Genomic DNA, 13,019 nt, shown 5'->3' on the forward strand with positions numbered 1-13,019 from the left:
TGAAATGAACTTTTAGAACTAATTGATGTGTAGTTAATAATGATCTTATAAAATCATGTTGATTTATGATTCAACCCAAAATATAATCTACTATTTGGTTAAAACTATCTCAACAAAAATCAACTAATCCCCTTAGTGTAATTAAAGATTAGTTTAGGAAAGGTTTTTTTCTTATTATGTTTTGTAGATTTTTCATAAAAAAACAGATCTGTTTTTTGAGAAAACAGATAATAACATCCTATAATAAAAGCAATTAAAGAGTAGTTTTTTATCATAGTTTTATAATTTGAGTATAATATGTGAATGCATTAGACTTGAGACTAACTAAATAAGGAGAGGTAGGTAAATTTGATAAATCAACACTCAAAATTGTACCATTTGCACTCCTATTTCCTTGAAAAACTAAACGCCCGCTACTATCATAAACATGAATAGCTATTGGTTCCGTAATTGATTTAGAAAATTGAAAATTAATAGTATTTGCAAATGGATTAGGGTAAGTTTTCGTCGAAATTACAGCTACAGTATTGGTAGCAATATAGTTACTCCAAAGGCTTTGTTGAAAACCTTGCATAACAACAAAACCATCTTTTGAAGTCCCAATGATACTTTGCTGACCAATAGTTTGATTAATAACTATTCCATTTGAAAGTTTTTTGGTATTACCTTGCGACGATAACATTTGATGATGTAGAACTTGTCCTTGAAAGGTCACGGTAAAAAACAATAGTATATACCTCATAAGCAACTAATTAAAAAAAAATCTATATAAAAGTCGCTCAATGGAACTTTAAAATTAAGAAACTCTTAACAAATATAGATTAAATACCAATTAATCCGATGAATTACATAATTTTTATTGATATAAACCTAAAAACAAACTTTTAATTAATTAAAAAACGTTAAAACCTTGAAATTTCAACAATAAAGCATGTATTCTATAGCAATACCAACCGCAAAAAAAAGGTTCAACTTTGTCAGTTGAACCTTTTTTTAATTAAACAAAAAATTATTTCTTGTAATACTTTTTATATTTTGGATAAGTAACAGCTCCTATAAAAGAAATTGTTCCAAGAGAATACCAAATCCAACTTAGAGAATGTGCTTCACCACTGGCGTAAGAGTGTAATCCTACTAGGTGAAAATTCACACCATAATAGGTGAACAATATAGACACAAAAGCAAACATGCTCATCAAGTTAAAAATCCATTTCCCTCTTAAAGAAGGAACAAATCGAGCGTGAATCACAAAGGCGTAAACCATTATACTGATTAATGCCCAAGTTTCTTTTGGATCCCATCCCCAGTAACGTCCCCAACTTTCATTGGCCCATTGTCCCCCAAGGAAGTTACCAATAGTTAACATAATCAATCCAATAGTTAATGCCATTTCATTGATATAGGTGATCTCTTGAATATTCAAATCCATTTTAGCTTTGTTCTTTTCATTGGTGAAAAAGATCAATAACAAGGAAACAAAACCTAATATCATTCCGAGTGCAAATGGTCCATAACTAGCCACAATAACGGCTACGTGAATCATTAACCAATACGAATTAAGTACAGGCTGTAAATTAGCTATTTCTGGATCAATCCAGTTGGCATAAGCAGCTGCAAGAATCATTGCCGATACGAATGCTGCAGACGCCACAGTCAGTTTCGATTTAATATCAAATGCTAGCCCAAAAAACATCGTTGCCCAAGCTACGTAAACAATCGCTTCATACGCATTACTCCATGGCGCATGCCCTGAAATGTACCAGCGTGCTACTAGAGTTACCGTATGCAGTACAAACAAAGTAGCTATAACAATATGCATCGCATTTACTAGAAAACGCAATACTTTTTTATCCTTGAAAATTTGAAGGATAACAAACAACATCATTAATATGGCAGCATATAAATAAGCGAATGGTAATTTTTGAAGTAAATCGTATTTGTTGTACAGTATCTCCAATGAAATTTTGTCATCACTTGGTAACACTTTGATCCCAAATTTCTTTTGATACCCATGAATACTTTCCACTAAATCATCCGCATTTTTATAATCATTTGATATAGAAGCATGATTTAAAGCGCCAAAATACAACGGTAAAACACTTTTAGTATACGTAGAATCCATGCCTTTTAAACCAGCATGTTCCAACTCTAATGTTGAAATCCACTTATTATTAGGATCATTTGGTATGGGGAATATTTTTAAAATACTACCACTTAATGCTGATTCCATTAAATTTACTTTCTTATCCGTCTCAATAAAGTCTTTTTCAAATTGATTTGGATTAGCCGCCTTGTAAGCCGCATCCAAATAAGGTGATAACTTATAATTCCCTTTGGCATCAAAAAAGGCTATAAAAGGAGCTGTTGTAGCTTTAACATCTACACCTATTAATTTTCGGATACTATCGTTTCCACTTCTTAAATAAATCAAAGGCACTTCAATCCATAATTGAGCATATTGAGATATAGATAAGAAAACTTGATCAGAATTCATCCCTTTATAATCATTAGAATGACTTACTTTTCGTAATAATTCAGATGAAAAAGTATTAATAGGCTTCATTCTACCACCCGCATCTTGAATGACCAATCGTCCAAACTTGGAAGCATGTTCTTCAGATACTTTGAATTTATTAATCAAGGAATCTATTTGTTTTTCCGTAGGAGCTACTCGCATGTGGCTCTCATTTTCAGCATGATCGGCATGATTTCCATTGGCATCATGATCGTGATTATGAACTTGCGCAAAACCATTAAAACTTAACAATAAAACTAAAACAGTCAGCAGTTTTGCTTTTTTATCTTTTACCACTTCTAATTTTCTTTTTATATCAGTAAATCGAGAATGCTTCGTAAACATTATAGCCATCATCGCAAAAAACAACATGAAATACCCAGCATATGTAATCCCTGTTCCCCAAGAATCATGATTTACTGAAAGTACAGTCCCTTTCTCATCTGGATCAAATGAAGACTGAAAGAAACGATACCCTTTGTAATCCAAAACATGATTCATAAAAATTCTGGCGTCAAAAGTTTCAGTACTATCTTGAACCGTAACTTTACTTTCAAATGAAGAATAGCTTTTCTCCGTACCAGGATATTTTTGAGCTATAAAATCATTCAATTTTATTTTAAAGGGTAAAACATATGCTTTACTACCATAGAAAAAAGTATAATCTATCGCACCAATTTTTACGGTTTGAAACTGCCCTACTTTTCCTTTTGAACCTACAATGGTAACTTCTTTTTCTTGACCTTCGGCTTTTACTTTCAACACTAAAGCATCTTCATGATTTTTAGCTTTAAAATCGTTACTCGATTCATAATCTATCACCCCTTTTACAGCTGGATCAGGAAATACAAAACGTTTTTCTCCAATACTATAAAGAGATCGCATCATTAAAGGTTGTACAATATCTTTAGTAACAGCTCCCTGAAGTTTATCAGCCATTCGCATAAAATTACCTTCAAAAGGAGTCTGGATTGTATATGCAGTTCCAGTTGTATTGATGTTTATAGCTCCTTCAGTAGGTTTATTTAAAGCAAATAAGACGTTGTGAATATTTTGAACTTCTCCTTCTTTCAAGAAATGTTCTTCACGACCACCATCACCTGCTTCAACTAATTTTAAATATAAAATACCTTTTGAATCTGCCTTTACATATTCCTTGGCTCCCATAATAAAATTCTTGTATTCTATTTCAAAAGGAGTATCTGCAAATTTATCAGAAATTGTAAAATCATTATTAGTAACTGGAGAAAGCAATAATTTTTTCTCAAAAACTCTACGTTTCATTTCGCCTTTGTATTCCCCATCAACAAAGACAGTAAGAAAAGTTTTATCAGAATAAAATTGATTTTCGGCAGCACCTTCACGTATTGGCATCATTCCTTCATAACTGATATAGCGAGTTACAAAAGCTCCCAAAAGAATAAAAATAAAAGCCAAATGAAGTAATAATGTAGCCCATTTTTCTTTCTTTAATAACTGATAACGCTTTATATTTCCAATGAAATTAATCATAAAAAACACCATTATCGCTTCAAACCACCAAGTGTTATAAACTAAAATTCGAGCAGTGTCAGTATTGTATTTACTTTCGATGAAAGTTCCTGTACCCATTGCAATCGCAAAAGTCAAGAACAAAATGGCCATTAATCGTGTAGAAAATAAAATGGAGAATATTTTTTTATTCATTTTAAAGGAATTGTGTTTTTTAAAAGTGCCACAAAAGTACTTAAAAATGTTGACTTCTATATTTGAGCAATTGTTAATTTAATCTAAAATTAAGCCTTTTACAACAACTAATCGATTGTTTTTTTAGGGATTTTATAAAAAATGCAACGTAAGAATAGTTGTAAAGACTTTAAAAAAAATTGCTAATTTTGTCAAATGGTTAAAGTTATTATTATTGGCTCTGGAAATGTTTCGCAACATTTGATAGCTGCGCTACAAAAATCCCAAAACAATGGGAACGAGATTGAATTAGTTCAAGTATATTCAAGAAAAAAAGAAACTCTTGCTCATTTACTTGATTACAAAAAAATTGTTACTGATTATGCTGAGCTGCAAGAAGCTGATTTATATATAATAGCCGTTACTGATGATGCTATAACCAAGGTTTCTGAACAATTACAGTTCAAAAACAGATTGGTTGTTCATACTTCTGGTAGTGTTTCATTGGATAATTTAAATAATAACAATCGAAAAGGGGTCTTTTATCCGCTACAAACGTTTACTAAAAACAAGGAAGTCGATTTTAAAACCATCCCTATTTGTTTAGAAAGTGAAAATGCAACGGATTATCAATTATTAGATAAAGTAGCAAAATCCATTTCCGAAAAAGTGTATACCATTAACTCTGAACAAAGAAAAGCCTTGCATGTAGCGGCCGTTTTTGTCAATAATTTCACCAATCACTTATACCATTTAGGAAATGAAATCTGCAAGGAACACCAAGTTCCTTTTGCTATTTTACAACCACTAATTCAAGAAACCGCTCAAAAAATAATGACCCTATCACCAGAGGAAGCACAAACCGGTCCTGCGATACGTAATGACAAGCAAACCATTGAAGCACATCAATTATTTTTAACAAATAACAATCAATCCAACATTTATAAAATACTAACACAATCAATACAAGATAATGGCAAAAAGTTATAAAGAATTAATGAATGACATCACTACGTTTATTTTTGATGTTGACGGCGTACTTACAGACAGTTCCGTATTTGTAACCACCGAAGGTGAAATTCTAAGAACTATGAATATTCGTGACGGTTACGCTTTGAAAGCAGCTGTGGAAAGCGGGTATAACGTTTGTATTATTTCTGGAGGAAGTAATGAAGGGGTTCGTGTGCGCTTGCGTAATTTAGGTATTACCGACATTCATTTAGGAACACCCGATAAAGTAGAAACGTTTAAAGAATATACAGAACTGTATTCGATAAACCCAGAGCAAGTACTGTATATGGGCGATGATATTCCAGATTATCACGTTATGAAATTAGTAGGATTACCAACCTGTCCACAAGATGCTAGTCCAGAAATTAAAGGGATTTCAACTTATATTTCGCATAAAAATGGAGGGAAAGGTGCTGCCCGTGATGTTATTGAGCAAGTGATGAAAGTACAAGGAAAATGGATGGAATATTTTGACGGAAAACACGATTAAATCGGTTTTGATTACCATTTTCAGTCATCATTAATTAGAAAAAGAGAACTCGCACAGAAAAAAAACAACCATGAATTTTCTAAAACTTATTCGATACCAAAACTTACTTCTGCTTGCTTTCATGCAACTCGTTTTTAGGTTTGGTTTTTTGAAAATGCAAAATATTCCTTTGGCATTAAACGACTGGCAATACCTTTTACTTGTATTAAGTACGGTATTGATAGCTGCTGCAGGATACGTGATTAATAACATTTTTGACCAAGATACAGACTTAGAAAATAAACCAAATAATCTAATTGTAGGGAGAAGCATTTCGGAAACATCAGCATATAATATTTATGCTGTTTTAAACGTAACTGGTGTTGCGATAGGTTTTTATTTATCCAATGTAATATCTAAACCAGGATTTGCCTCCATTTTTATTTTAATTGCCGCAACACTATATATTTACGCAACCAGCTTGAAGCAAATGTTGCTAGTTGGTAATTTTGTCGTTGCGTTATTGCTATCATTCAGTGTCGTGATTATTGGAATTTTTGATTTATACCCCGCCATTACTTCTGAAAACCAACAAATAATGGCCGTACTTTTTTCCATACTACTTGATTACGCTGTATTTGCTTTCTTAATTAATTTTTTAAGGGAAATCATCAAAGACTTAGAAGATATAAATGGAGATTCTAATCAGGGAATGAAAACACTACCAATTGTTTTAGGAGTTAAAAGGACATCAAAACTAGTTTTTGCTTTAAGTTTTATTCCAATAATTTCACTTCTTGTATATATCAAGAATTATTTTATGGCTAATAATTTACAATTTGCAGCCCTTTATTCGATTGTATTTGTCTTGGCACCACTCATTTACTTTTCGATAAAAAGTTGGGAATCAAAAAACAAAAAAGACTTTCATAAACTCAGTATCCTTTTAAAATGGATTCTTCTTTTCGGAATTTTATCAATTGTAATTATTACTTTAAATATAAAATATAATGCTTCAAAATAAATTAAATCAATACAAGCTCATTTTAGCATCTGGATCACCTAGAAGACAACAGTTTTTTAAAGATTTAGAATTGGATTTTGAAATTCGATTAAAAGAAATCGAAGAGATATTCCCTTTAGAATTAAAAGCAGGTCAAATCACTGATTATCTAGCTAAACTAAAAGCAAGTGCATTTGAAGGAGAATTAAACGAAAATGAAATATTGATTACCAGTGACACCATCGTTTGGCATAACAACAAAGCCTTAGGCAAGCCAAAAGATAAAGAAGATGCTTTTGCCATCTTAAAATCATTATCAAATTCTACGCATGATGTAATTACATCCGTTTGTTTTAAAACTAATGTAAAAACTGAAGTTATATCCGAAACTACAAAAGTTACTTTTAACGAATTAAGTGACGAAGCTATTTTGTACTACATAGATAATTACAAGCCATATGATAAAGCAGGTGCATATGGAATTCAGGAATGGATTGGGTTCATTGGTGTATCAAAAATTGAAGGTTCGTATGCTAATGTTATGGGATTACCAGTTGATAAAGTGTACGAATATTTGAGTAACTTAGCATAAAACGTATCGTATGACTTTCTTTAATAATTTTACAAAAGAAGTATTCGCAACTGGGATTCTCCTATTTGTGTTTTTTTTATTGCGGATTATTGTTTCCAAATTAGTTAGGCGTTTTGCAGAAAAAACAAATCGAATTGTACATCGAACCAATCTGGTCATTAAGTATCTTAATTTGCTTACTAATATACTGGCAATAATAGCATTAATACTTATCTGGGGAGTACAAACCAAAGATATCATCATTGCAATTTCCTCTATTACAACTGTTGTAGGGGTAGCCATGTTTGCCCAATGGTCCATTTTAAGTAACATCACATCTGGAATTATTTTATTCTTTTCGTTTCCTTTTAAAATTGGAGATGTTATCCGAATACATGATAAAGATTTCCCTATCATTGCTGAAATTGAGGATATTCGTGCATTTCATGTAGCATTAGTTACAAAAGACGGTGAAATAATTGTCTACCCCAACAACCTCCTTTTTCAAAAAGGAATATCAATAATGAAAATTCATTTTGACGATAACGAGTTTGTAGACTAATATTTAGATATCTAACATTTGTTTTCAATATATTCTATCCAAAAGTTTCTTTTTTAAGTGGTAATTATATAAAAAATATAAAAAAACATATAACTCAAAATTAGTATTAAAACATCAAATTTGCTTGTTGAATAGTAAGTGATTTCAGTAGAATTTATTGTTTATTTTAAAAACAAACATAGCATGAACAACACCATTAAATATCCTTTTTACATCAGGCTTAGCTTTACTTTAATAAGCATAATAAGTATCACCTATATTTTTTATATGGGAAAAGATGTTTTCATTCCTGTATTATTAGCCTTTTTATTTGCGGTATTACTATTACCAATTGTTTCTTTTTTAAATTTAAAATTACGTTTCCCTAATGCATTGGCAGTGAGCATCACCGTACTCCTTTTTGTTTTGTTTATTTTAGGAATTCTAGCGTTTATCTCTTACCAAATTAGTGATATAGCCAGTGACTTTGAAAAAATCGGAAAAAACATTAACCTATTCATTACTGACATACAACGCTTTATAAGAACCAATTTTCAGGTAAGTCTATGGGAACAAAGGAAATACATTGAAGACGTTACTGAAAACTCTGTAAAAAAAGGAAAAGAAAGTATTGGTACAACTCTGCTATCAGTTACTGATACTCTTATGAATATTACTTTAATTCCTATTTATACCTTCCTCATTCTTTTGTATAGAAAACATTTTGTTTTGTTTTTAACTAAGTTATTTAGAGCTGAATTTCATGAAAAATTACAAAGCATTTTATCTCAAATAAAAGGAGCTGTACAAAACTACATCTCTGGTTTAATTATAGAAATGATTTTAGTTTCTATTTTAACTAGCATTGGGCTTTATTTTATTGGGATACAGTATTATATATTACTAGGTATTATAACCGGAATATTAAACCTTATCCCTTACATAGGTATTTTAATTGCAGGTTTTTTGACATTTTTAGCATCACTAACTGGAACGCCCGATTTATCAATAATATTGGGAGTTGTAGGAGTAAATGTAGTTGTTCAGATAATAGACAATAATATTCTTGTACCTTTAATCATTAATACCAAAGTACAAATTAATGCTTTCGTTTCAATAATAGGGATAATTATAGGTGGTGCCATTGCAGGAATTTCAGGAATGTTTTTGGCTATACCAATATTAGCTGTTTTAAAAATTGTTTTTGACCAGATAGAAACTTTAGAACCTTGGGGCTATTTAATGGGCGATAATTTACCTAAAAAAATTATTTGGGAAAATAAAAAAGACGCCAATTATAGTTCTAAAAAAACAAATAATTCAGGAGAAAATAAATTGACTGATGATATGGTTTTTGAAAATGATATAGAGCAGGTTTAACAAAAATTAGACCACTCGATTTAAATTAATGTCGCAATCATAGATTCTAACTCATCAATTTTGACAACATATCGCTTTTTAATTCTTGTAAATTAAAAATATTTATAAATGTCTCCTAAACAAAAAATAGCGCTATTATTTTTGATGCTTTTTTGCTGTCAATTATCCTTTTCACAAATAAACAAAGTAGAGAAAGACAGTGCAGACATGTACAAATCTATTCAAACGTATTCAAAAAAAAATAAGTTTACGAAATTTATGCATGGTTTGATTTTTCAGCCTATAAGAGCTACAGCAAAAGCTAAAATTCCAAAACAAAAAACACACAAAAACCTGCAAGGGAAAATTATTCGGAACATAACAATAGTGACACTGGATCCTTTTGGGTATTCTGATTCTGATACAACTGCTTATCCCCGAAATTGGTCAGAAAGAACAGGAAACAGACTCCATCTTAAAACGAAAGAATTGGCTATTAAAAATTTACTGCTATTTAAAAAAAACAGTGAGTACAATTCTTTCATAATTCAAGAGTCTGAACGTATCATTAGATCACAACGATTTGTTAACAGAGTAACCATTTCGGAAGAATTAATTAGTAAAACAAGTGACTCTGTTGATGTGTACATTCGGGTATTGGACTCATGGAGTACCATCCCAAAATTTGAAGTTTCAAATTCCCGTATTTCTGTGGGACTAAATGAAAATAACTTTTTTGGTACTGGACAACAATTTGACTATCGTTTTACAAATCGCTTTAGTGATGGAAAAAATGCGAATAACTTAGCTTATACCATCCCTAATATTAAGAATACTTTCATTAAAACAAAATTAAAATACCAAACTGATCTTGAAAATAATTATACTAAAAGTATCGATATTGAAAGACCATTTTATTCTCCACTAACTAAATGGGCTGGAGGTATTTTTTTAGAACAACAATTTAGAAAAGATACCTTACAAGGAAGAGACTTGATTTATGTAGAACAAAATTTCAAATACAGCTCTCATGATTTTTGGTTAGGAAAAGCATTTAATATATTTAAAGCAAACTCAGTAAATGAAAGAACAACAAATCTGATTTTAGCAGGGGGTTTTATGAATAAGAATTATATTGAAAGTCCTTCAATTGATTATGACCCAATCGATTTTTATTCGAATGAAAAATCATTACTAATGGGAATAGGTATCAATACCCGAAAATTTATTGAAGACAAGTACATCTTTAAAAATGGAATCATTGAAGATGTTCCCATTGGAAGAATTTACGGAATAACTGCAGGTTATCAATACAAAAATAAAAGTTGGAGGCCTTATCTAGGCGCCCAAATTTCGTTTGGTAATTATCATAAATGGGGATTTTTGAGTACCAATTTAGAAGTTGGTACTTTTTTTAATCAGTCTAAAACAGAGCAGTCAGCCTTTTCCTTTCAAGCCAATTATTTCACCCACTTAATAGAGCTGGGAAAGTGGAAATTTAGACAGTTTATAAAACCGCAAGTACTTATTGGATTAAATCGGAAAAACTCGATTGGGGATCAACTTTCAATTAATGAAAATTATGGGATCCAAGGATTTAATAGTGCGGTGTATGGAACAAATAAAATGGTCTTGACACTACAAACACAATCCTATGCTCCAAAAGATATTGGTGGGTTTCGCATGAATCCTTATTTTAATTATACCATTGCCGTTATTGGAAATAGTCAAAGTAGCGTACAAAAAAGCAAGGCCTATTCTAAAATTGGAATTGGCGTTATAATAAGTAATGACTATTTAGTTTTTAGTTCCTTTCAATTTTCACTTTCGTACTACCCAACAATTCCTTTTGAAGGGGACAATGTTTTTAGAACTAATGCTTTTCAGACCACAGATTTTGGTTTTCAAACCTTCGAGTTAGCTAAACCTAGAACAGTCTTGTTTAAATAATCAACTTCTATTTAGCTTTCATATGTTTAATATTCAATAAATTAAAATTTATTTTAATTTTAAATATGTGTGAATATTATAATTTTTGTTGTTAATTATACAAATCTAATTATAAGATTATTATTATCTTTATATCAGTTAAAAAAACAAAATTAAAACCAAATAACTATGAAAAAACTAAGTTTTTATTTAATGATAATGGTATTATCATTAACTGCCTGTCCAAGTTCTATGTTTGCTGCTGAAAAAAATGTACCAACTTCAGAACCAAAAGAAATTCCTGCAGAAGTTCAAACAATGCTAAACCGCTTAGAAGAAATAAAAGAGATGGACAAATCATCTTTAAAATCTTCAGAAAAAAAAGAACTTAGAAAAGAAGTTCGTGAAATAAAAGAAAACTTAAGATCATCTGGAAATGGATTGTACCTTTCCGTAGGAGCAATTATTATTATTATACTTTTATTAATTTTATTACTATAAGTACATAATTAACAACTACATAAAAAAAAGAAGTGTTTATAACACTTCTTTTTTTATGTAAATATTCGACTTAAATAACTGTTAATATAAGTGTTTTGGCATCATAGTTGTTTTTAGTATTATGTATTGAAAATTCAATACTTTAAAAATTAAAATAAAAAATAGAAAAAATGAAAACTATAAAATTAATTGCAATTGGAATAGTTCTATTGGTAACAAGTGCTACACAAGCACAGGTTTCAGTAAACGTAAATATTGGTACACCTCCTTCCTGGGGACCTTCTGGTTATGATCAAGTTGATTATTATTACTTACCAGATGTCCAAGCTTATTATGATATTCGAGCTTCTCAATTTATTTATTTTGGAAGTGGTCAATGGGTAAGATCAAGATATCTTCCGAGACAATATAGAAACTATGATTTATACAATGGATATAAAGTAGTATTAAATGATTATCACGGAAGAACACCTTATACCTATTACAAACAACACAAAGTAAAATATTACAAAGGGTATAAAGGACAACCTCAAAGATCAATTGGCAACAGGAATGACAACCATAATGACAGTCATAGAGATAATGATAACCATAAGGATAATGGGAATCATAAAGGAGGAAATGGAAATAAAGGTCACGGAAAAAGCAAACATTAATTTATAATTACATTGTTAAAAAGAAACGTATAATGCGTTTCTTTTTTTTTGGCATATACCCAATTAAACGTTAATAAAATCATTCTGGCACAGTTGTTGGATTCTATCTTAAAGTATATACTAAATGAATAAAAATTTAAAAAAATTAATTTAAAAATATAGAAAAGATGAAATCATTAAAACTAATTGCCGTTGGAATAATTCTACTCATATCAAGTGCTACACAAGCTCAAGTTTCAGTAAGTTTAAATATAGGTACAGCTCCATCATGGGGACCTTCAGGATATGCAAATGTTGATTATTATTATTTACCTGATGTTCAAGCGTATTATGATATACGTGCTTCTCAGTTTATTTATTTTGGAAGTGGTAGATGGGTTAGATCGAGATATTTACCAAGACAATATCGTAATTACGATTTAAACAGAGGATATAAAGTAGTACTAAATGACTACCATGGTAACAGACCTTACTCAAATTTCAATCATGATCGAGTAAGATACCACAAAGGATATAGAGGTGAAAATCAAAGATCTATTGGATATAGAAATAATGATAGAAGATCAGATAACCATAGATACACACAAAATCGTAGATATGCTGATAACCATAGAAAATCAAATAATTATAGAAATGAAAGACATGATGAAGGACATGGAAACAGTCGTGGAAAAGGTCATGGAGAAGGAAACAATAAACATAATAATAGAAGAAATTAATCCTTTTATTTAAATTAAAAAAGAGCATCGTAAATGATGCTCTTTTTTTTGCCATATCCTTTTTGGTTAAGAAAATTAAA

The 13,019-nt window shown here is 30.5% G+C and carries 12 protein-coding genes; 10 read left to right on the top strand and 2 right to left on the bottom strand.

The window, feature by feature from the left end; translation table 11 throughout:
• Positions 1–271: 271 nt before the first annotated feature.
• Both AB3G33_RS13985 and ccsA read right to left on the bottom strand, forming a co-directional pair.
• Positions 272–742 carry a T9SS type A sorting domain-containing protein gene (locus AB3G33_RS13985; RefSeq protein WP_367770622.1) on the bottom strand — a complete coding sequence of 157 codons (471 nt, stop codon included), beginning with the start codon at positions 740–742 and terminating at the stop codon, positions 272–274.
• 267 nt (positions 743–1,009) lie between these two features.
• Positions 1,010–4,201, bottom strand: coding sequence for a cytochrome c biogenesis protein CcsA (gene ccsA, locus AB3G33_RS13990; protein ID WP_367770625.1), 3,192 nt, complete (start codon positions 4,199–4,201; stop codon positions 1,010–1,012).
• 195 nt (positions 4,202–4,396) lie between these two features.
• Between ccsA and AB3G33_RS13995 the strand changes: the two genes are divergently transcribed.
• The 10 genes from AB3G33_RS13995 (at position 4,397) to AB3G33_RS14040 (ending at position 12,939) form a co-directional block, all read left to right on the top strand.
• Positions 4,397–5,170 carry a Rossmann-like and DUF2520 domain-containing protein gene (locus tag AB3G33_RS13995; RefSeq protein ID WP_367770628.1) on the top strand — a complete coding sequence of 258 codons (774 nt, stop codon included), beginning with the start codon at positions 4,397–4,399 and terminating at the stop codon, positions 5,168–5,170.
• The gene (locus tag AB3G33_RS14000; protein WP_367770631.1) at positions 5,154–5,681 is read left to right on the top strand and encodes a KdsC family phosphatase; all 528 of its coding nucleotides are present in this window, start codon (positions 5,154–5,156) and stop codon (positions 5,679–5,681) included. Before AB3G33_RS13995 ends, AB3G33_RS14000 begins: the two co-directional genes overlap by 17 nt.
• Positions 5,682–5,751: 70 nt before the next feature.
• Complete coding sequence (locus AB3G33_RS14005; protein WP_367770634.1) at positions 5,752–6,684, top strand: geranylgeranylglycerol-phosphate geranylgeranyltransferase; 933 nt, start codon at positions 5,752–5,754, stop codon at positions 6,682–6,684.
• The gene (locus AB3G33_RS14010) at positions 6,671–7,255 is read left to right on the top strand and encodes a Maf-like protein (protein ID WP_367770637.1); all 585 of its coding nucleotides are present in this window, start codon (positions 6,671–6,673) and stop codon (positions 7,253–7,255) included. Before AB3G33_RS14005 ends, AB3G33_RS14010 begins: the two co-directional genes overlap by 14 nt.
• Before the next feature lie 10 nt (positions 7,256–7,265).
• A complete protein-coding gene (locus AB3G33_RS14015; RefSeq protein ID WP_367753714.1) occupies positions 7,266–7,796 on the top strand; it encodes a mechanosensitive ion channel domain-containing protein in 531 nt (176 codons plus the stop codon).
• Between the two features lie 183 nt (positions 7,797–7,979).
• Positions 7,980–9,155: an AI-2E family transporter gene (locus AB3G33_RS14020; RefSeq protein ID WP_367770640.1), complete on the top strand. Its 1,176-nt coding sequence runs from the start codon at positions 7,980–7,982 to the stop codon at positions 9,153–9,155.
• A gap of 108 nt (positions 9,156–9,263) precedes the next feature.
• Positions 9,264–11,084 (top strand): hypothetical protein, encoded by a 1,821-nt coding sequence (locus AB3G33_RS14025; RefSeq protein ID WP_367770642.1) that lies wholly within the window; start codon positions 9,264–9,266, stop codon positions 11,082–11,084.
• Between the two features lie 168 nt (positions 11,085–11,252).
• The gene (locus AB3G33_RS14030; RefSeq protein ID WP_367753719.1) at positions 11,253–11,564 is read left to right on the top strand and encodes a hypothetical protein; all 312 of its coding nucleotides are present in this window, start codon (positions 11,253–11,255) and stop codon (positions 11,562–11,564) included.
• 170 nt (positions 11,565–11,734) lie between these two features.
• Entirely contained in the window at positions 11,735–12,220 is a 486-nt protein-coding gene (locus AB3G33_RS14035) for a hypothetical protein (protein ID WP_367770644.1), read from the top strand.
• A 167-nt stretch (positions 12,221–12,387) separates the two neighbouring features.
• A complete protein-coding gene (locus tag AB3G33_RS14040) occupies positions 12,388–12,939 on the top strand; it encodes a hypothetical protein (RefSeq protein ID WP_367753723.1) in 552 nt (183 codons plus the stop codon).
• Positions 12,940–13,019 lie beyond the last annotated feature (80 nt).

The organism is Flavobacterium sp. WC2421, from assembly GCF_040822115.1.
In the GTDB taxonomy this organism is placed as follows: domain Bacteria; phylum Bacteroidota; class Bacteroidia; order Flavobacteriales; family Flavobacteriaceae; genus Flavobacterium.